Here is a 20,884-nt window from a genome sequence, read left to right as displayed (position 1 = left end):
CTACATGTCACAGGATTCACAGTTTCACCTCAACGCGTTTCTCATGGGCGTGGGACATCACGAGGCGGCGTGGCGCCACCCCCGCACCGAGGCGCACCGCGTCCTGGACGTCGCGCACTTCCAGGAACTCGGCCGGATCGCGGAGCGCGGCAAGCTCGATTCGGTGTTCTTCGCCGACGGTCTCGCCGTCGGACCGCGGATCAAGCACAACACGCAGGCGATCTTCGAACCCGTCACGCTGCTCTCGGCGATCGCCGTCGCCACCGAACACGTGGGGCTGATCGCCACGGCGTCCACGAGCTACTCCGACCCGTACACCCTGGCCCGCAAGTTCACGTCACTCGACCACATCAGCAGCGGCCGGGCCGGGTGGAACATCGTGACCTCGGCAGGCGCCGACGAGGCCGCCAACTTCGGCGTCGACGGCATCCCCGCGCACAGCGGACGATACGAGCGCGCAGAGGAATTCGTCGACGTCACGCTGGCCCTGTGGGACAGCTGGGAGGACGGCGCGGTGGTGCTCGACGCGGAAACCGGCGTGTTCGCCGACCCCGACAAGGTCCACACCGTCGACCACGACGGACCGCGGTTCCGGATCAAGGGCCCGCTCAACTCGCCGCGATCCGCTCAGGGGCGGCCGCTGCTGGTGCAGGCCGGATCGTCCGAGAGCGGCAAGGAGTTCGCGGCGCGGTACGCCGAGGCGGTGTTCACCGCGCAGCGCACCCTCGAGCAGGGGCAGGAGTTCTACCGCGACCTCAAGGCGCGGGTCTTGAAGCACGGCCGCACTGCCGGCGACCTGAAGGTGCTGCCCGGCATCGTGCCGTTCATCGCCGACACCGAGGAGGAGGCGAAGGCGCTCGAGCAGTCGTTCACCGATCTGATCTCGCCCGAGTACTCGCTGCGGCAGCTGTCGACGATGCTCGGTGTCGATCTCACGAAGCATTCCCTCGACGCGCCGCTGCCGCCGCTTCCCCCGCTCGACGAGATCCAGGGCAACAAGAGCCGGTACCAGCTGGTGAAGGATCTCGCGGCGGACGGATCGCTGACCGTCCGGCAGCTGATCGGGCTGCTCGGCGGCGGACGTGGGCACCGCACGTTCGCCGGCACCCCGGAACAGGTGGCGGACGAACTGCAGACGTGGTTCGAGGGGGGCGCGGCCGACGGTTTCAACATCATGCCGCCGTACCTGCCCGGCGGACTCGACGACTTCGTCGATCGTGTCGTCCCGATCCTGCAGCAGCGGGGACTGTTCCGCACGGAGTACACGGCGACCACCCTGCGTGGTCACTACGGTCTCGCGGACGTCGACAACCGGTTCGCGGGCGCGGTCGACGAAGCGAGCGCATGAGCGGCGAGACCAGTCTGAAACCTCTCGTCACCACCGTCTTCGTCCCCGCCGCGATCTTCGGCATCGGCCAGGGGGCCGCCGCCCCGGTCATGGCGCTGACGGCCCGCGAACTGGGTGCGTCGGTGGCCGTGTCCGGGCTGATCGTCGCGGTCGTCGGGCTCGGCGCCGTCCTCGGCGACCTGCCCGCGGGCCGGATCGTCGCGAGGTTCGGGGAGCGGCGGTCCATCATCGGCGGCAGTGCCGTCGGCGCCACCGGTGTGCTGGTCTGTCTCCTCGCGCAGTCACCCTGGATGCTCGGTGTCGGCGCACTGCTGACCGGGCTCGCGAACGCCGTGTGGGGGCTGGCCCGCCAGAGCTATCTGGCCGATGCCGTGCCGATCGGGCTGCGGGCCCGGGCGATGTCGTCGTTCGCGGCGATGTGGCGGCTCGGCTTCTTCGTGGGCCCGCTGCTCGGTGCCGCCGTGATCCTGGTGGCCGGCGCGCGGGGCGGGTTCATGGTGCAGTTCGTCGGCGTCGTGCTGTCCGGGTGGCTGATGTCGCGGGTTCCCGACCCGCCGCGCCGCGGCCCGGCCGCCGTGGGCGGGCACGCGACGCTGCCGTCGATCCTGCGTCGCCACCGGAAACTGCTGGCCACACTCGGGGCCGGGTCGCTCCTGATGGGCGCGGCCCGCGCCTCCCGAGAGGCGGTGCTCCCACTGTGGGCCGCCCACCTCGGACTCGACGCCGCCCAGGTCAGCCTCGTCTTCGGTGTCGGTGCCGCCGTCGACCTGCTGTGCTCGTATCCGGCCGGACATTTCATGGACCGCTACGGCCGCAGATTCATCGCGGTGCCGTCACTGCTGGTGATCGGCGCGTCCTACCTGGCGTTGCCGTTCTCGCACGACCTGTGGTCGATCGGGATCGTCGCCGTCGTGATGGGAATCGGCAACGGACTCGGCAACGGCGTCATCATGACGCTCGGCGCCGACATCGCCCCACCGGCCACCCGCGCCGAATTCCTCGCAGCGTGGCGGCTCACTCACGACACCGGCATGTTCGCCGGACCGTTTGGGGTCGGCGCGCTCGCCGCGGTGGTCCCGCTCGGCGCCGCAGTCGCCGCGATCGGGGGAGCGGCGCTGGTCGGCGCCGGACTCCTGTTCCGGTTCATCCCGATCTATTCCCCCTGGCCACCGCCGCCCGCGGCGGAGCCGGATTCCTCACCGCTCGAAAAACAGGAAGCATAGGTACATTCGTTTCATGCGCTTCGGATTGTTCGTTCCTCAAGGTTGGCGTCTGGATCTCGTCGGAATCGATCCCGCGGATCAATGGTCGGTGATGCGCGACTTCGCGTTGCGTGCCGACCAGGGTTCGTCCTGGGATTCACTGTGGGTCTACGACCACTTCCACACCGTCCCGGCACCGACCGAGGAGGCCACGCACGAGGCGTGGACCCTCATGTCCGCGTTCGCGGCCGTCACGTCGCGGGTGCGTCTCGGCCAGATGTGTACGGCGATGAGCTACCGCAACCCCGCCTACCTCGCGAAGGTCGCCGCCACCACCGACCTCATCTCCGGCGGACGCATCGAGATGGGCATCGGCGGCGGCTGGTACGAGCACGAATGGCAGGCATACGGGTACGGATTCCCCTCCGCCGGTACGCGTCTCGGCCGCCTCGACGAGGGCGTGCAGATCATGCGCCAGGCCTGGACCAACGGCACCGCGACCCTCGAAGGCAAGCACTACCAGGTCGACGGCGCCATCGTCCGCCCACTTCCGCTGCAGGACGGCGGCATTCCGCTGTGGATCGCCGGCGGCGGCGAGAAGGTGACGCTGAAGATCGCGGCAAAGTACGCGCAGTACACCAACTTCGACGGCACACCCGACGGATTCGCGCAGAAATCCGAGATCCTGCGCAAGCACTGCGACACCGTCGGCACCGACTTCGACGCCATCACCCGCTCGGCCAACTACAACGTCGCGATCGGCACCACCGAGGCGGAGGTCGAGCAGCGGTTGCTCACCCTGAAGGACCGGCTCACCCCGCACGTCGGCGCCGACGCCGCCGAGGGTGCGCTCGGAGCATTCCGCGGCATGCCCGGCGTGGGAACGCCGGAACAGATCGTCGAGAAACTGTCGGCGCTGAAGGAACTCGGCATGTCCTACGGCATCTTCTACTTCCCCGAGGCCGCCTACGACACCTCGGGCATCGAACTGTTCGAGAAGGAGGTCCTGCCGGCGCTGCAATGATGGCTCGTTCCCCAGGCATAGAGTGGCGGGCATGCTCGTCGTCACCCTCGCCGCCGACAACGTGTGGCTGACCCCGCCGGTCGTCACCGACATCGACGCGATCTGCTCGGCGTGCGGCGACGCGTCGATCGCCGAGTGGACGACGATGCCCGCCCCGTACGCACGCTCGGACGCCGAGCAGTTCGTCCGGCAGACGGTGCCGACCGGCTGGGCCGACCGCAGCCCCACCTGGGCGCTGCGCGAACGCGAGAACGGCCCGGTGCGGGGGATGATCGGCCTGATGGCGCGGGACATGACGGCAGCGGAGATCGGATACTGGCTGTCACCGTCCGCCCGCTCGCGGGGACTGATGACGACGGCGGTGAACCTGGTGTGCGATTTCGCGTTTCGGCCGGACGGGATGGGTCTCGAACGCATCGAATGGCGCGCGTTCGTCGGCAACCTGGACTCGGCGGCCGTCGCCCGCCGGGTGGGCTTCCGGTTCGAGGGACTCCAGCGCGCCGGACTGGTGCAGCGCGGCATCCGGCGCGATTCGTGGGCGGCCGCCCTGCTGGCCGGCGACCCGCGGGGACCGGCCGAGGGCTGGCCCGGCTAGCGGCCGGTCAGCGCAAACTCTCCGGAAGGTCGTGCTCGGACACCGCGGCCCGCTGGTCGTGGCTGGTCCGGATCTGCTCCGACTCGGCGATCCGGCTCTGCAGGAAATCCCACTCGACCTGATCGATCGCGTCCTCCGCGCGGGACCGCACGGCCGCGTCGCGGGTGCCCCACGCGATCGGCATCGGGCTGACCATCTCCCAGGTGTCGGACGTGCTGTGCGTGCTGCGGTCGTTCAGCAGTGCGACGGACGGCACCCGGTCACCCACCCGCTGCTTCTGGCCGGTGCGGATCGGAACGTTGCGGGTGACGAGCGCGTACGAGGGGCGGCCTGCGGACGGCTTCGCGACGTCGATCAGCGACAGCAGGGTCAGCGCGCGGGGATGGACCTCCGAGACGACGGCGGGCACCAGCGGGCTCTTCGCGTACAGGTCCTCGATGCTGCCGACCTTCTTCGGTACCCAGAACGCCACCCACACGGACGTCAGCGCGGCGATCGCCACGACGGCCCCCAGGATGATCGACCAGGGGTGGGCGAGCAGGATCAGGCCGACAGCGGCGGCCGCGAACAGCAGCGCCACCACGATCGCCGACACCTGCAGGCGTCGCATGTCGGCGAACGTCTGATTGACGGACTTCGCGTAGGGCCGGTCGACGGTGAACTCGAAATGTCGCACGGCCCCAGCTTAGAGGCCCGGCTCCGGCGGCAGGCGGTTACCCGATGGCCGGGCCCAGCAGGTCGTCGGCGTCGGTGATCCGGTACGCGTACCCCTGCTCGGCGAGGAACCGCTGCCGGTGGGCGGCGTACTCGGCGTCGAGCGTGTCCCGCGCCACCACCGAGTAGAAGTGGGCCTGGCCGCCGTCGTGCTTCGGTCGCAGCAGGCGGCCCAGCCGCTGAGCCTCCTCCTGGCGGGACCCGAACGTACCCGAAACCTGCACGGCGACAGACGCTTCCGGAAGGTCGATCGAGAAGTTCGCGACCTTGCTGACGACCAGCGTCTGGATTTCGCCCGCCCGGAAACGGTCGAACAGTTCCTCCCGCTCCTTGTTCTTGGTCGACCCCTTGATGACCGGGGCGTTCAACGCCTCACCCAGTTCGTCGAGCTGGTCGAGGTACGCGCCGATGATCAACGTCGGTGCGTCGGTGTGCCGCTCCAGAATCGACTTCACCACCGCGATCTTGGTGTGCGCGGTGGAACACAGCTTGTAGCGCTCGTCGGGTTCGGCGACGGCGTACGCCATGCGTTCGGCGTCCGTCAGCGTCACCCGCACCTCGACGCAGTCGGCGGGAGCGATCCACCCCTGCGCCTCGATGTCCTTCCACGGTGCGTCGTACCGCTTCGGCCCGATCAGCGAGAACACGTCGCCCTCGCGGCCGTCCTCGCGCACCAGGGTGGCGGTGAGGCCGAGGCGCCGGCGGGACTGCAGATCGGCGGTCATGCGGAACACCGGGGCGGGCAGCAGGTGCACCTCGTCGTAGATCACGAGACCCCAGTCGCGGGAATCGAACAGTTCGAGGTGCTTGTACTCGCCCTTCGTGCGCCTGGTGATCACCTGGTACGTCGCGATCGTGACCGGGCGGATCTCCTTGCGCTCGCCGGAGTACTCGCCGATCTCGTCCTCGGTGAGCGACGTGCGCGCGATCAGTTCACGCTTCCACTGCCGTCCCGCGACCGTGTTCGTCACCAGGATCAGCGTGGTGGCCTTCGCCTTGGCCATCGCAGCCGCACCGACCATCGTCTTGCCCGCACCGCAGGGCAGGACGACGACGCCGGACCCGCCGGCCCAGAACGAGTCGGCGGCCATCTCCTGATAGTCGCGCAGGTGCCACTGCCCGTCCGCGGACCCGGGGGACGTGCCCTCGAAGTCCAGATCGATGGCGTGCGCCTCGCCGTCGACGTACCCGGCGAGGTCCTCCGCCGGCCAGCCGACCTTGAGCAGCATCTGCTTGAGGCGGCCACGCTCGCTCGGGTGGACCACGACCGTGTCGTCGTCGACGCGGGCGCCGAGCATCGGGGCGATCTTCTTGTGCCGGGTCACCTCGGTGAGGACCGCGCGGTCCAGGCTGACCAGCGTCAGACCGTGGGCGGGATTCTTCACCAGCTGCAGGCGCCCGTACCGGGCCATCGTGTCGACGATGTCGACCAGCAGCGGCTGCGGCACCGCGTACCGGGAGAAGTTGACCAGCGCATCGACCACCTGCTCGGCGTCGTGCCCGGCGGCGCGCGCGTTCCACAGCGCCAACGGGGTGACGCGATAGGTGTGGACGTGTTCGGGTGCGCGCTCGAGTTCCGCAAACGGTGCGATCGCCTGACGCGCGTCGTTGGCGCGTTCGTGCTCGACCTCCAACAGCAGGGTCTTGTCGGATTGGACGATCAACGGTCCGTCGGTCACGGAAGCCTCCTCGAATTGCGGTGCCGGATGTAGCCAGCCTGTCCATTGTCCTGATCCGGGCGGCGGCGCGCCACGTCGCGGCCCCCGGCAGGGCCGATACCTGCACATCCGGGGCGGTCGGGGCCTAAATTGAGGGGCAGCCGGATGGATCGACCCAGAGACGAGGCTCGCGATGACCCAGCCCCCCGACGACCCGAACCGCCCCGATCCGAGCGTCCCCGGCGAACCGCCGAACAACCCGCAGCAACCGTACCCGCAGGGTGGGCCGCAGCAGCCGTACCAGCAGGGTCAGTACCCGCAGCAGCCCTACCAGCAGGGGCAGTACGCCCAGCAGCCCGGCCAGTATCCGCCGGGCCGGTACGGGCAGCAGCCCGGCCAGTACCCACCCGGTCAGTACCCACCGCAGCCGAAGAAGTCGCGGAAAGGGTTGTTCATCACTCTCGGCGTCCTCGCCGTCGTGATCCTCGCCGCTGTCGCCGCGTTCGGTGTGTACGCGGTGAAGAGCGCCGACGAGAACGCCCTCGACGTCGGCGACTGCCTGTTCTTCGAGTCCGCGTCGACCACCGCCGCCGACACCTCGCACGAGAAGCGGGACTGTTCCGACAGCGAGGCCACGTACGAGGTGGCGCAGAAGAACGACGGCGACGTCCAGTGCGGGGAGGACTACTTCTCCTACACCCTCGTCGGCGAGGACAAGGATGTGCAGACCACGCTGTGCCTCGTCCCGAACATGGTCGAGGACTCCTGCTACCTGCTCGAGGACGACGGCCGGATCGTGCCGTCCGACTGCTCCGACATGCAGACCGTCAAGGTCGTGAGACGCGCGGACGGCCAGGACGACGAAACCCTGTGCAACGAGTTCGACACCGCATTCCCCATCGCCTTCTCCGAACCCCAGCGCACGTACTGCATCGAGGTCAATCTGGGTGGCTAGCGCCCCGTGAGTACTTGTTAACCGCCGGACGTTGAGAAGTACTCACGGGGAGTTAAATTCACGGGAATCGAGTCCGTTGAACTGCACGTTCCCCTTCGCTAGCGTTCGAGGCCAGGCCACATCACTGCGCGCGGCGAAGGGGGAACGATGGCGCGAACGCAGCCCGTCACCCGGCGCGGCGCCGGACGTTCCGGCGCCAGCGCGGGCACGGTGCTGCGCACGGTCCTCGACAGAGGGCCGATCGCACGCAGCACCATCGCCCGCGTCACCGGGCTCTCACCCGCGACGGTGACCACGGCCGGCGCGCAGCTCGTCGACCACGGCCTGCTGCGGGAACTGCCGGAGATCGCCGGTCCCACCGGGCTGGGACGGCCACACGTGCCGGTGGACGTCGACGACAGCCGGTACGTCGTGTACGGCATCCATCTGGCGATCACGCACGTGACCACGGCGTTGCTCGACCTGCGCGGGCGGGTGCTGGCACGGTCCCGCGATCCGCACTACGGGCTGGGACCGGCCGAGATCCTGCGGAACGCGGTGACGACGCTGGAGGCGCTGGCCGTCCAGCACGGTGAGCCTTCGGTTCCGATCGGTGTCGGTTTCGCGGCGGGCGGCTGGATCGACTCCGAATCGGGTGTGGTGCGCGAGCATCCGATCCCGGGATGGAACGGGTACCCGGTCCGCGCGGACCTCGAGCACCGCACGGGTCTCGACGTCCGGATGGATTCGCACGCGCGCGCTCTCATCGACGCCGAGGTTCTGTTCGGGGAGCCGAGGGCGCGGGAGAGCGTGGTGCAACTCTTCGTCGGGAACGTGGTGGACGCCGCGTTCGCGACCGGCGGCGTGGTCCACCACGGCCCTCGCGCGGCGGCGGGCGCGGTGGCACACGTGCCCGTCGAAAACAGTGTCGAGGAGTGCGCCTGCGGGCGCACCGGATGTGTGCAGGCCACCCTGTCGGATCTTGTGCTGGTGCGCAGGGCGATGGAGCTGGGCATCATCGAGCGGCCGATCTTCCGCGACCTCCTCGACGCGGGCCGTAGCCGGCACCCGGAGGCGCTGGCACTGTTCACGGAACGCGCGCACGGCGTCGGGGTGGTGGCGGCGCGCCTGCTGGATCTGTTCAATCCGGAGGTCCTCATCGTCTGCGACCAGAGTGTGAGCGGGATTCCCGGGTGTCTGGACACGGTCCGGCGCGCGGTCGCGGAGTCGTCGGCGACGTGTGACGATCCGTCGTGGTCCGTGCTGTCCACCAGCTTTCCGGGGCGGGCACTGCCGGTGTCCGCCGGTTCCGTGATCCTCGCGGAGCTCTACCGGGCGCCGCTCACCAGCTTCGTGCGGCCGCTGGCCGGTATTTCGTGACGTGTATCACAGCATCGGAGTTAATTCGGTGGGAAGCAATGTTGACGGGGATTGCGCTGGATCGCAAGGATATTGGTGTGAACACCTCTACGGCGGACAGCGTGCGTACCACCTCGTGTCGCTCCGGGTCCTGTTGTCGCCGCACGCGACCGGGTCGCGTCTGACGTTTCCGGCCTGACGCCGGCGGACGCCCCGAAACACCGTTCCGTTCTTCCTTTCTCGCTCCTGCACGGCACCCGACCTTCTGCGTCCGGGGTGCCCATCGGAGACCATATCCTTCGAAGGATCAATCATGTCCAGTTCACTCGTGTCGTCCGCCGGGTACCGGCGCCTCACGCGCGCCGCTTTCGCCGGCGTCGTGGCGCTCGGGCTCGCATCCTGCTCCTCCGGTTCCTCCGGCGGGCTCGCGCTCGATGATGCTGTGCCCGATCAGGTTCCGGAGGGAACCTCGCTCAGTGTGTCGATCAAGACCACCCGGCTGCAGCTCGAGGCGACCGAACAGATCGCCGATCTCCCGTTCACCGTGTCGGACTGGCCGGACGTCAGTGCCGGTCCCGACGTGATCCAGGCCTTCCGCGGCAACGCGGTCGATCTGGCCACCAACGCCGCGATCCCGCCGATCCAGGCGCACGCCACGGGGCTCGACGCGAAGATCGTCGCGGTCCGGGAGAAGGAACAGCCGCAGTACGTGCTGGCCACCGCCCCCGGCACGGACATCGCGGCACTGCCGGACCTGCGGGGCAAGAAGATCGCGTTCTCGCCCGGGCAGGCGCAGGGTGTGGTGATCCTGCGAACACTGAAGGCGCAGGGCCTGACCACGAAGGACGTCCAGCTCGTCGAGCTGCCCAGCCCGCAGTTCCTCACCGCGCTGCAGTCGAAGCAGGTGGACGTCGCGCCGCTGTCGGAGCCGACGGTGACGAAGTACCTGAACCAGTACGGTCCGGACGGAGCGAAGGCGTTGCAGACCGACGCCGTGGATGCGCTCACCGTGCTCTGGGCGCCGGTGGAGGTCCTGCAAGATCCGGCCAAGGCGGCGGCGATCAAGGCGTTCATTCCGTTCTGGGCGCGCGGGGAGATCTGGGCGTGGGAGAACCAGGACGCGTGGATCCAGAAGTACTACGTGGAGAGCGAACAGGTGTCGGCCGAGGACGGCAAGCGCATCGTCGCCACGGTCGGGCAGCGGCCGTCGTACCCGGTCAATTGGGACGCGGCCGTCGAGTGGACGCAGGACACCGTCCAATTGCTCTCCGACGCCGGGTACTTCAGCGAGTTCGACGCCAACGAGCTGTTCGACCGCCGATTCGAAAACGTCGCCGCCGACGCCGTGCCGGCCGAGTACCGAGGCGGTGTGCAGCGATGACCAGTATTCTCTCCGCGCCCGCAGCCGTACCGGCGCGCACGACCGCCGCCGGCGCCGACAGGTCCGCGTCCGGCACCGCCGAGCGGCCGATCCGGCGACTCGGCCTGCGCAAGGGTTTCCCGTTCTCCCGGCTGGCCGGGGTGTTTCTCCTCCTCGCGGTGTGGGCGGTGGGCAGCGTGGCCGGCCTCATCGACCCGCGGAAGCTGTCCGCGCCGTGGACGGTGGTGACCACGGCCGTCGACCTGATCTCCACCGGCATCCTGCAGGAGCACATCGCCGCGTCGTTGAGCCGCGCCGCTGTCGGGTTCGCGTTCGGCGTGGTGATCGGGACGGCACTGGCCGTCGTCGCCGGACTGACGCGTTCCGGTGACGCCCTGATCGACGGGCCGATCCAGCTCAAGCGGGCCATCCCGACGCTCGGCCTGATCCCGCTGCTGATCCTGTGGCTCGGCATCGGCGAGACGTTCAAGATCGTGATCATCGCGCTCGGCGTCGTCGTCCACATGTACATCCAGACCCACAACTCGCTGACGTCGATCGACAACCGGTACGTCGAACTCGCCGAGGTCCTCGGGCTGTCCCGCGCCACGTTCATCCGCAAGGTGGTGCTGCCGGGTGCGATGCCGGGATTCTTTCTCGGACTGCGACTCTCGGTGACCGGTGCCTGGCTCACCCTCATCGTCGTCGAGGGCATCAACGCGGTGACCGGTCTGGGGAAAATGATGTACAACGCGCAGAACTACGGACAGTCCGACGTGATTCTCGTGGGGCTCGCCGTCTACGGCATCTTCGGTCTGCTGTCCGACGCCGTCCTCCGCTACATCGAAAGGCGGTCGCTGTCATGGCGCAAGACACTCGCAGGCTAGAACCCGCCGCCGTGCAGGTGCGGTCCCTCGTTCGCGGATTCGGGGACAAGACCGTCCTCGATCACCTGGACCTCGACATTCCCGAAGGCCAGTTCGTGGCCCTGCTCGGCAAGAGCGGGTCCGGCAAGAGCACACTGCTGCGCGCGCTCGCGGGCCTCGACTACGACGTCGAGGGCCGCGGCGGAACGCTCACCGTGCCCGCGGAAGTGTCGGTGGCGTTCCAGGACTCACGGCTGCTGCCGTGGCTGCGGGTGCTCGACAACGTGACGCTCGGGCTGGGCCGCACCGGCACGAGCAGGGGCGCCTCCGCCCTCGCGGAGGTGGGGCTCGCCGGCCGCGAGAAGGCATGGCCCAGTGAATTGTCCGGCGGTGAACAACAGCGGGTGGCGCTGGCGCGGGCGCTGGTCCGCGAGCCGCAGCTGTTCCTCGCCGACGAGCCGTTCGGCGCCCTCGACGCGCTGACCCGGATCAAGATGCACGCGCTGCTGCAGGAGTTGATCCGCCGTCACCGCCCGACCGTCCTGCTCGTCACCCACGACGTCGACGAGGCGATCGCGCTCGCCGACCGGGTGCTCGTCCTCGACCGCGGGCAGATCGTCGTCGACGAGATCGTCGACATTCCGAGGCCGAGAGCGCTCGGCGACAGCAAGTTCCACGAGTTTCGCAATACGCTGCTCGGCGCCCTCGGCGTCGAGGCAGCGGCACAGTGAGGAGTTACACCATGAGTTCGTCACCACAGCGCCGGCTGCATCTCAACGCATTCCTGATGGCGATCGGACACCACGAGGCGGCCTGGCGCCTGCCCGAGAGCGACCCGAACGCCAACCTCGACATCAAGCACTACATCTCGCTGGCGCAGACCGCCGAACGCGGAAAGTTCGACTCGGTGTTCCTCGCCGACAGCCCGGTGCTGTTCAGCAACCCGGAACGCAGGCCGAGCGGCAAGCTGGAGCCGACCATCATCCTCACCGCGATCTCCGCGGCCACCGAGAAGATCGGCCTGATCGCGACCGCGTCGACCAGCTACAACGAGCCGTACAACCTGGCGCGGCGGTTCGCGTCCCTCGACTTCGTCAGCAGCGGCCGCGCCGGCTGGAACATCGTCACCACCGCCGGCGCCGACGCGGCGCAGAACTTCGGGCTCGACGACACCCCCGCACACCGCAGCCGGTACGAGCGGGCCGCGGAATTCGTCGAGGTGTCCACCAAGTTGTGGGACAGCTGGGAGGACGACGCCATCGTCGCGGACAAGGACGTCGCGATCCACGCCGACTCCGCCAAGGTCCACGTCATCGAACACGAGGGCCGGTTCTTCAAGGTGCGGGGACCGCTCAACGTGCCGCGGTCGCCGCAGGGATACCCGCTGCTCGTGCAGGCGGGATCGTCCGAGGACGGAAAGGATTTCGCCGCCCGCTACTCGGAGGCCATCTTCACCGCCCAGCCCACCCTGGACGAGGGGAAGGCGTTCTACGCGGACGTCAAGGACCGCGTCGCGGCAGTGGGAAGGGACCCGGAACAGGTGCTGATCCTGCCCGGCATCGTGCCGGTCATCGCGGACACCGAGGAGGAGGCCCGCGAACTCGAGGCCGAATTGGAGCGACTGATCTCGCCGGAATACGCCCGGAAGCAGTTGGCGCAGCGGTTCAATCTCGAACCCGAGCAACTCCCGCTCGACGAGGAACTGCCCGACGAACTGCCGTCCGAGGACGAGATCGAGGGCGCGAAGAGCCGGTACACGCTGATCGTGGACCTCGCCCGCCGGGAGAAGCTCACCGTCCGGCAGCTGATCGGGCGACTCGGTGGCGGTCGCGGTCACCGCACGTTCGCGGGCACCCCGGTCCAGGTGGCCGACACGATCGAGCACTGGTTCCGCAACGGCGCCGCCGACGGGTTCAACATCATGCCCGCCGTCCTGCCGTCCGGGCTGGAGAAGTTCGTCGACTCCGTGGTCCCGATCCTGCAGGAACGCGGACTGTTCCGCACCGACTACACCGAGACCACGCTGCGGGGGCATTACGGTCTGCCGCGGCCCGCGAATCAGTTTGCGGTCGAAAAGGATTCCACGCTGGTGTCTGCGCAGTGACGACGGAAGCTCCGGAGAACACCGGCTGGCTGCGGTATCTGTTCGGTTACTGTCTGCGCCAGCGCCGCAATCTCGTTCTCGCGTACGGCGCGGCGGCGGTGGCGGCCGCGGCCACCGCCACCATCCCGCTGGCCGTCCGGCACGTGATCGACAACGCCGCGGTCGACACGAATCATGCGCTGGCGCCGTGGATCGCGGTGCTCGTCGCCCTCGCGGCCATCCGCTTCGCCGCCGCCTACACGCGGCGGTACCGCTCCGGGCAGCTGTCCCTCGGCGTGCAGTACGACCTGCGGGGCGACGCCTTCCGATCCCTGCTGCGGCTGGACGGCGTCAAACAGGACGGTCTGCAGACGGGACAGGTGGTGAGCCGGTCGATCTCGGACATCACGCTGATCCAGATGCTCCTGCAGTTGCTGCCGCACATGGCGGGGAACCTGCTGATGTTCGTGATTTCGCTGGCCGTGATGGCCGTGCTGTCGCCGATCCTCACCCTCGTCGCCCTCGCCGTGCTGCCCGCGCTGTGGTTCATCTCCCTGCGCAGCCGCGTCGACCTGTTCCCCGCCAACTGGCATGCGCAGGAACAGGCGGCCGTCGTGGCGGGCGGGGTGGAAGCCGCCGTCACCGGGGTGCGCGTCGTCAAGGGGTTCGGCCAGGAGCACCGCGAACTCGAAGACCTCGAGAAGCGGGCGGGCGAGCTGTTCCGGTCCAGGCTGCGCGTCGCGCGGCTGACCAGCCGGTACAACCCGGCACTGCAGGCGGTCCCGATGCTCGGGCAGGCCCTGGTGCTGGCCCTGGGCGGGTGGCTGGCGCTGCACGGCACACTATCGCTCGGCACGTTCGTCGCCTTCACCACGTACCTGGCGGCGTTCGCCTCGCCCGTCCGTCAACTCGCCACCCTGCTGACCGTGAGCCAGCAGGGGCGCGCGAGCGTCGAACGCGTCCGCGAGGTGATCGACAACGCGCCGGCCGTCACGACCGCGCCTGGCGCGGTGGACCTGCCGGACGGCCCCCTCGCGGTGGAATTCGACGACGTGGCCTTCGGCTACGACCCGTCGAACCGGCTGCTCGACGGACTGTCGCTGCGAATCGCCCCCGGCGAGACCGTGGCGGTGGTCGGTGCCGCCGGATCGGGCAAATCGACTCTGGCCATGCTCGTTCCGCGGCTCTACGACGTCGATGCGGGTGCGGTCACCGTCGGGGGGATCGACACCCGCAGGCTGTCGCTCGAATCGCTGCGCTCCGCGCTCGGCGTCGTCTTCGAGGACAGCTACCTGATGTCCGAGACCATTCGCGCGAACGTCTCGTACGGCAGGCCGGACGTCGACGAGGCAACGGTGCGTGAGGCGCTGCGCGTGGTGCAGGCGGAGGAATTCGTCGACGCGCTGCCGGACGGCCTCGACACCGTCGTGGGGGAGCAGGGGGTGACGTTGTCGGGTGGTCAGCGGCAGCGCATCGCCCTCGCCCGGGCACTGGTCACCGATCCGCGGATCCTGGTGCTCGACGACGCGACCTCGGCGGTCGACGCGCGGGTCGAGGCCGCCGTCCATCACGAACTGCGCGTCGCGACCCGCGAGCGGACCACGCTGATCATCGCGCACCGCCGGTCGACGCTCGCCCTGGCCGACCGCATCGCGGTGCTGGCGGACGGGCGCATCGTCGACGTGGGGACGAGCGCCGAACTCGACGAACGCTGCCCGCTGTTCCGCGCGCTGCTGTCGAGTGCGGACGACGTCGCTGCCCCGGACCCGTCGCCGCCGCTGCCGGACGTCGACGGCGTCACCGCCGACCTGTGGCGCCGGGAGGACGGTGACGAGGCGTCCGGGGTGTTCGACGCCAGGGCCGCAGCGGCTTTCGCGACCGCGGCGGCCGGTGCCAGCGGACCCTCGCGCGGAGGCGCAGCAGGGGGAATCCTGTCGTCGGCACCACCCGGACCCGACGTGATGGCCCGGCTCGACGACCTGCCACCGCTCACCGGAGACCCGGACGTCGCCGCCGACGAGGCCCGGGCCGCCGACCCCACGTTCGGGCTCGGCTCGCTGCTGCGGCCGCTCCTGCTGCCGCTGGTCGCGGGGCTGGCGCTGGTCGGATTGGACGCCGTCGCGCAGATCGCGGTGCCGGTCCTGGTACGCACCGGCGTGGATCGCGGAGTGCTGCAGGGTGCCCGAGACCTGCTGCTGCTCGCGGCGGCCGCGACCGTGGTCGTGGTGCTGCTCGACTGGGCGGTCAACGTCGCCCAGACCCGGGTGACCGGACGTACCGGCGAACGGCTCCTGTACACGTTGCGGGTCAAGACGTTCGCGCAACTGCAGCGGCTCGGTCTGCAGTACTACGAGCGGGAACTGGCCGGCCGGATCATGACCCGCATGACCACCGACGTCGACAGCCTGTCCAACTTCCTGCAGACAGGTCTGGCCACCGCCGTCGTCAGCGGGCTGACCATCTCCGGTGTGCTGGTGGCACTGCTGGTGATCGACGCGGAACTCGCCCTCGTGCTGGTACTCGTGGTGCCCGTCCTCGTCGCGGCCACCGTCGTGTTCCGCCGGAAGTCGGTGCCCGCCTATGCCGAGGCCCGCGACCGCGTCGGGATCGTCAACGCGTACCTGCAGGAGAACGTGACGAACATCCGAGTCACACAGGCATTTCGGCGCGAGGACTACAACGCGGCCCAGTTCGCGCGGCGGGCCTGGGACTTCCGGGAGTCGCGGCTCCGGGCCCAGCGGTACATGGCGCTGTACTTCCCGTTCGTGGAATTCCTGTCCGTGGTCGCGACCGGGCTCGTGCTCGCGGCGGGGACCGCGCGGATCCACACCGGCACCCTGACCGTCGGAACACTGATCGCGTTCGTGCTGTACGTCGAACTGTTCTTCGCTCCCGTGCAACAGCTTTCGCAGGTGTTCGACGGCTACCAGCAGGCGGTCATCGGGCTGGGACGGCTGCGGGGGCTGATGCGGACGCCGACCACGACACCGCAGGCCGGCGAACCGGTCGTCCTCGACCGCATCCGCGGTGGCATCGTGTTCGACGACGTCCACTTCGCGTACGAATCCGGCAAGGGTGAGGCGCTGCGAGGGGTGGAGCTTCACATCGAACCGGGCGAGACGATCGCCCTCGTCGGCCAGACCGGCGCGGGAAAGTCGACGGTGCTCAAGTTGCTCGCCCGCATCTACGACCCCACCGCAGGGGCGGTGCGCGTCGACGGCATCGACACCCGCACGCTGGACCTCGCGTCGTTCCGGCAGCGACTCGGCGTCGTCCCGCAGGAGCCGCACCTGTTCGGCGCCACCGTCCGCGACGCCGTCGCCTACGGGCGGCCCGACGCGACGGACGCGGAGGTCGAGGCCGCCAGCAGGGCCGTCGGCGCCCACGACATGGTGTCCGGGCTGGCCCTCGGATACCTGCAACCGATCGGGGAACACGGGCGCAACCTGTCGGCCGGACAGCGACAGTTGCTGGCACTGGCCCGCGCGGAACTGGTGGACCCCGACATCCTGCTGCTCGACGAGGCCACCGCGTCACTGGACCTGGCCACGGAGGACCGGGTGCGCCGCGCGACCGAGAACCTGTCCCGGCGGCGCACCACCGTCGTCGTGGCGCACCGGCTGAGCACCGCCGCGCGAGCCGACCGGGTGGTGGTCCTCGACGGCGGCCGGGTCGCGGAAGTCGGAACGCACGACGAGTTGCTGGACCGAGGCGGCGTCTACCGGGAACTCTGGGAGGCCTATGCGGCTTCGCCACCCGTGAGTACTTGTTAACCGCGGGACGTTAATAAGTACTCACGGGGCCGAAGGCCATGGTCAGGCGCCGATCGACGCCTTCATCATCGGCAGCATGGCCCACAGCTGGTCCTGCCAGTAGCCCCAGCTGTGGGTCCCTGTCGCCGGGAAGTCGTAGTGCGCGCCGATGCCGAGGGTGTCGAGCCGCACCTGGAACGCACGGTTCTGGGCCAGCGCGATGGCCTCCAGACCCATGCCCGTGCCGACGTTGAAGACGTCGATCGCGGATTGCGGCTGATCGTGCGGTCCGGGGAGGCCTGCGCCCGCCGAGATCCACATCGGCAGCCCGCGCATGAGGGGCGCCGCGACGAACGGGTCGTTCCGCAACCAGGCGGGATCCCACGGCGGGCCCCACATGCAGTCGGCGTTGTAGCCGCCGGCGTCGAGCATCGCGATACGGATCGCCTCGCGCATGCCCGGTGCCGACAGGTTCAGATACCCGGACATCGACCCGGCGAACGTGAACTGGTCGCGGTGGTAGGCCGCGAGGATCAGCGACGCGTTGCCGCCCATCGACAGTCCGGCGATGGCGTTGCTGGTGCGGCTGATGCCGTAATTGGTCGCGAGGAAGTCGGGCAGGTTCTGCGTGAGGAACGACTCCCACTTGTACGTGTACGGCTGGTTGTTGGTGTTGCTGGGCGCGTACCAGTCGGTGTAGAAACTGGACTGCCCGCCGACCGGCTCGACCACGGTGATCCCGTGATCGGACAGCCACGCGGCGTTCGTCTCGTGTTCCCACCCGCTGACGTCGTCGGTCGCGCGGAGGCCGTCGAGGAGATAGAGGGCTTTGTTGCTGCCGTTGTTCGCGAGCCACATGCGGATCTTGATCTGTCCCACCCCGCCGGGGGCGTCGACCCAGTGTTCGCGCAGCCGGCTGTACGGGTCCGCGGACGCCGTCCCGCCGCCGACGAGGACGAACGCGAGAGGCAGGACCACCACCGCAATCATCAGCCGGACGACGCCTCGTAACCAACCGTGTAACGGCTTCGTTGCTGTGACACTCATGGTTCTGCCTCCTGGTAAGTCGTCCCCGGCCAGGTACATACCAGCAACACGGTATTGCGCGGCCCGGAATTCCTCGGCGTTTGCGCAGAATCGTTATGCGACCTGTGAGTACTTGTTAACGTCCCGCGGTTAACAAGTACTCACGGGTCAGTCGACGCGGGCGACCGACGTGATGCGGTGGAGGGTGAACCGGCGGACCGCGCCGCTCGCCGGGTCGAAGGCGTCGAGTTGGCCGCCGCCGACGCTGACGGGATCGACGATGCGGTGCGTAGCCACACCCTGCGCGTCGACGTAACCGATCGTCACGCTGGAGTGTTCGCGCGCCGCGGCGTTGAGCAGGGCGATGGTCGCGGCGCTGCTGGCTCGCGACCCGTCGGACCGGATGCTGCCGGAACCCTTGGCCGACGCCGCCAGATCACCGGCGCGCAGCGTCCGGACGACCGCATCGAGTTGGGCGTCCGTCGCGACGGCCGGGGTGCGGCTCGCGGGGGCCTTGCGCCGGGTCAGGACGCGGGCGCCGCGCGGGCGCAGATCGACGAGGGCACCGGACGAGTCCTCGCCCGCCGGCGCGAACCCGGCCGCCCGCAGTTCGCCCAGCACTTCCCGCAGCGGCGCCTGCGACACCGCCACCGTCGGCGCCAGCGCGCGCAGGGCCAGGGCGGCGGCCACCGGCGACGCCAGGACCTCCGCGAGCAGCGTCGGATCCTCGCAGCGGACGAACGACGCCGCGACACCGGCCCGGAGCCGGCCGTGCCGCCGCGCGACGTCGTCGATCAGATACGACAGCGACTGCGGGACGGGCGTGCGCGACCGCGTCGCGAAGAGGCTGTGCAGTTCCGCCGCCGTCATCCCGACGTCGAGAGCGCGCCGGACGCTGTCCTCGCTGATCCGGTACATCGACGCCGCGCCGGCGGACTCGATGTCGGCGACGAGCGTGATCTGCTCCAGCAGGTCCGGGGTCAGCGGTCCCGGGGCGACGACGGTGAGGTCGGCCTGAACGAGGACGTGGTCGACGGGTTCGGGCAGCGACGCGTGCATCTCGGCCTCGGCGTCGCCGCCGTGGAGCAGCGCACGTCCGGGGGAGCTGAGTGCGCCGCGGGCGACGAGTCCGAGTGTCGCGGCCTCCTCGAGGGTGCGTTCCACCGCGTGGACCCGCAGCCGGGCACCCCAGCGGGGTCGGCGCCAGGCGAGGAGGCGACTGACCTCGGCGGGGTCGGCCGAGTGCCCGCTGCCCAGTTCGGCCAGCAGCCCGAGGATCGCCTGCCGGTCCCGCGGCGCGGACGGCGCGCGCACTTCCTCGGACAGCGCGGCGACCGGTTTGTCGTTGGCGTCGCGCATGCCGATGAACCACGCCATGCGCGGCAGTTCCAGCCACGCCGCGGCCAGTGCGTGCCACCGCCGGGCGACCGGGGAGGTCAGCCAGTTGTCGACCGCGGTGGTCGGGGCCCAGTAGTTCTCCCCGGTGTCGGACGTCGGGGCCGGGTCCGGGGTGCCGCTCGCGATCAGTCCCGCGGCCGACAGCAGTTCGACGAGCAGGCTCAGCCGGTTCTCGTCGATGCCGGACGTCTTGGCGATCCGCCGCAGTTCCCGGACCCCGAGACCACCCGCCCGCAGCGCCGGTGCCGGGATCTCGCCGAGCGCCTTGACGACGTCCTCGCAGTGGCGGACCAGTTCGAGAGCCTCACCGGCGGCGGCGGCGTTGATGTCGGCCGGCTTGTGTTTGCGGCCCGTCACACCGGGCGCGGCCAGCGAGGTGGGGTCGAAGACGGCCTCCCCGCGCAGGACCTGCCGCACCTGGAACGGCAATTCGACGGTCTCGTCGTCGATCCACCGCAGCAGCCCGGCGGCGAGGAGCCGCTGAACAGGACGGTCGGGGGGTGTCCCGGGAGCCGCGTCCCGGGTCCGTCCGATCGAACTCGACTTCGCGAGCGTCTCGAGGATGTCCCGTTCGGCGGTCTGCAGTCCCGCCAGCGCCGCCGTGATTCCGGCCTCGTCGAGCGTCTCGACGGGTTCGGCGCTGCGTCCGACGCGCCACGGGATGGTGGCCACGACCGCGGGAACGATCCGCAGCGACGTCTTGTCGCCCCAGACGATCCCGACGGACCGCAGGCCGTCGAGGGTGGCGTCGACGGTCTTCTTCGTCGCCCGCGACCCCACCGCCTCCTGCAGGGTGGCCCGGGGCACGGGCACCTCGTCGGCGCGCTCGAGCGCCAGGAGTTCGAGGACACCGAAGTCCAGGGACGTGAGGTTGTCGGCCGCACGGGCGACCGAGGCCCGTTGCTCGGCGCGGCCGGCGAGGACGACGATCGTGGCCGGCGGCGGGACCGCGAGATCGGGGCGCCTGCGGAGCAGATCCGTCAATTCTGCGTCGCTGCGCGCGGCCAGCCAGTCCGCGAGCGTCGCGGCGCCGCGGGGGGAGACTGCGGTGCCGTTGGTGCTCGCGGTGGTGTCGTCGGTGTCGGTCATCGACTATCAGATTAGAGACCTGGGCTGTACGTCGCCGAATGCTCCTGTCAAAATGGCACCGTGGCTAACAATTCGAAGAAGCAGTATGTGGATCCAGGGTGGCCCGAAACCGCCGATGGAGATCACGCCGTGACCGAACTGTCGTCGACCCGTGCGGGCGGATTGTCCCCGTTCGGCGAGGACACCGAGTTCCCGTTGCCGGCGGAGTCGTTGCCGTACGCGCACCCGCACACGGTGATCAACCGCTGACCATGCGACAGAAGAGGGGCCCTGCACCGGATCGGTGCAGGGCCCCTCTTCTGTGAGTTGCGGGGATTACCGCGGGAGCAGTCCCTTGTTCGCGTCGATGAGCTGCAGGATCTGGGGATCGATCGCGATGCCCTGGGCCTTGACGGCCTCGATCGCGCTGTCGACGACACCGGCGTACTGCGAGGTGCCGCCGTTGGTGCTGGGGATGCCGCCCGTGATGTCGGGGA

16 protein-coding genes are annotated in these 20,884 nt (G+C 69.5%); 12 read left to right on the top strand and 4 right to left on the bottom strand.

Annotated elements, in window-relative coordinates; genetic code table 11:
* Positions 1-4: 4 nt before the first annotated feature.
* Genes P3H15_RS15750 through P3H15_RS15735 form a run of 4 tightly spaced genes read left to right on the top strand, consistent with a single transcriptional unit; the run spans position 5 to position 4,169 of the window.
* Positions 5-1,348, top strand: a complete 1,344-nt coding sequence (locus tag P3H15_RS15750; protein ID WP_276138109.1) for an LLM class flavin-dependent oxidoreductase — start codon at positions 5-7, stop codon at positions 1,346-1,348.
* The gene (locus P3H15_RS15745) at positions 1,345-2,571 is read left to right on the top strand and encodes an MFS transporter (RefSeq protein WP_276138108.1); all 1,227 of its coding nucleotides are present in this window, start codon (positions 1,345-1,347) and stop codon (positions 2,569-2,571) included. Before P3H15_RS15750 ends, P3H15_RS15745 begins: the two co-directional genes overlap by 4 nt.
* 13 nt (positions 2,572-2,584) lie before the next feature.
* Positions 2,585-3,574: an LLM class F420-dependent oxidoreductase gene (locus P3H15_RS15740; protein WP_276138107.1), complete on the top strand. Its 990-nt coding sequence runs from the start codon at positions 2,585-2,587 to the stop codon at positions 3,572-3,574.
* Between the two features lie 31 nt (positions 3,575-3,605).
* Positions 3,606-4,169 (top strand): GNAT family N-acetyltransferase, encoded by a 564-nt coding sequence (locus P3H15_RS15735; RefSeq protein WP_276138106.1) that lies wholly within the window; start codon positions 3,606-3,608, stop codon positions 4,167-4,169.
* A 7-nt stretch (positions 4,170-4,176) separates the two neighbouring features.
* Here the strand turns inward: P3H15_RS15735 and P3H15_RS15730 are convergent, their stop codons facing one another.
* Both P3H15_RS15730 and P3H15_RS15725 read right to left on the bottom strand, forming a co-directional pair.
* Positions 4,177-4,845, bottom strand: coding sequence for a DUF3239 domain-containing protein (locus P3H15_RS15730; protein ID WP_276138105.1), 669 nt, complete (start codon positions 4,843-4,845; stop codon positions 4,177-4,179).
* A 37-nt stretch (positions 4,846-4,882) separates the two neighbouring features.
* Entirely contained in the window at positions 4,883-6,562 is a 1,680-nt protein-coding gene (locus tag P3H15_RS15725; protein WP_276138104.1) for a DNA repair helicase XPB, read from the bottom strand.
* 172 nt (positions 6,563-6,734) lie between these two features.
* Between P3H15_RS15725 and P3H15_RS15720 the strand changes: the two genes are divergently transcribed.
* The 7 genes from P3H15_RS15720 (at position 6,735) to P3H15_RS15690 (ending at position 16,916) form a co-directional block, all read left to right on the top strand.
* Positions 6,735-7,496, top strand: coding sequence for a hypothetical protein (locus P3H15_RS15720; protein ID WP_276138103.1), 762 nt, complete (start codon positions 6,735-6,737; stop codon positions 7,494-7,496).
* Positions 7,497-7,643: 147 nt separating this feature from the next.
* The gene (locus P3H15_RS15715) at positions 7,644-8,855 is read left to right on the top strand and encodes an ROK family transcriptional regulator (RefSeq protein WP_276138102.1); all 1,212 of its coding nucleotides are present in this window, start codon (positions 7,644-7,646) and stop codon (positions 8,853-8,855) included.
* A gap of 292 nt (positions 8,856-9,147) precedes the next feature.
* Positions 9,148-10,215 carry a PhnD/SsuA/transferrin family substrate-binding protein gene (locus tag P3H15_RS15710; protein ID WP_276138101.1) on the top strand — a complete coding sequence of 356 codons (1,068 nt, stop codon included), beginning with the start codon at positions 9,148-9,150 and terminating at the stop codon, positions 10,213-10,215.
* Positions 10,212-11,081, top strand: a complete 870-nt coding sequence (locus tag P3H15_RS15705) for an ABC transporter permease (RefSeq protein ID WP_276138100.1) — start codon at positions 10,212-10,214, stop codon at positions 11,079-11,081. The genes P3H15_RS15710 and P3H15_RS15705 overlap by 4 nt, the downstream gene beginning before the upstream one ends.
* Positions 11,057-11,791 carry an ABC transporter ATP-binding protein gene (locus P3H15_RS15700; protein WP_276138099.1) on the top strand — a complete coding sequence of 245 codons (735 nt, stop codon included), beginning with the start codon at positions 11,057-11,059 and terminating at the stop codon, positions 11,789-11,791. Before P3H15_RS15705 ends, P3H15_RS15700 begins: the two co-directional genes overlap by 25 nt.
* Positions 11,792-11,802: 11 nt before the next feature.
* On the top strand, positions 11,803-13,164 hold the full coding sequence (locus P3H15_RS15695; RefSeq protein WP_276138098.1) for an LLM class flavin-dependent oxidoreductase: 1,362 nt from the start codon (positions 11,803-11,805) through the stop codon (positions 13,162-13,164).
* Entirely contained in the window at positions 13,161-16,916 is a 3,756-nt protein-coding gene (locus tag P3H15_RS15690; RefSeq protein ID WP_276138097.1) for an ABC transporter ATP-binding protein, read from the top strand. The genes P3H15_RS15695 and P3H15_RS15690 overlap by 4 nt, the downstream gene beginning before the upstream one ends.
* 42 nt (positions 16,917-16,958) lie before the next feature.
* Here P3H15_RS15690 and P3H15_RS15685 read toward each other — a convergent pair whose 3' ends face one another.
* Together P3H15_RS15685 and P3H15_RS15680 are read right to left on the bottom strand one after the other, a co-directional pair.
* Positions 16,959-17,942, bottom strand: a complete 984-nt coding sequence (locus P3H15_RS15685; protein ID WP_276138096.1) for an alpha/beta hydrolase family protein — start codon at positions 17,940-17,942, stop codon at positions 16,959-16,961.
* Positions 17,943-18,089: 147 nt separating this feature from the next.
* Positions 18,090-20,408: a helicase-associated domain-containing protein gene (locus P3H15_RS15680; protein ID WP_276138095.1), complete on the bottom strand. Its 2,319-nt coding sequence runs from the start codon at positions 20,406-20,408 to the stop codon at positions 18,090-18,092.
* A 60-nt stretch (positions 20,409-20,468) separates the two neighbouring features.
* On the opposite strand from P3H15_RS15680, the gene P3H15_RS15675 reads away from it, so the two are divergent.
* Positions 20,469-20,657: a hypothetical protein gene (locus P3H15_RS15675; RefSeq protein WP_015888783.1), complete on the top strand. Its 189-nt coding sequence runs from the start codon at positions 20,469-20,471 to the stop codon at positions 20,655-20,657.
* The last annotated feature ends 227 nt before the right edge of the window (positions 20,658-20,884 follow it).

Origin of the sequence: Rhodococcus sp. T2V (assembly GCF_029269925.1) — a bacterium.
Taxonomy (GTDB): domain Bacteria; phylum Actinomycetota; class Actinomycetes; order Mycobacteriales; family Mycobacteriaceae; genus Rhodococcus_F; species Rhodococcus_F koreensis.
This window is presented reverse-complemented; position numbering and strand designations above follow the sequence as displayed.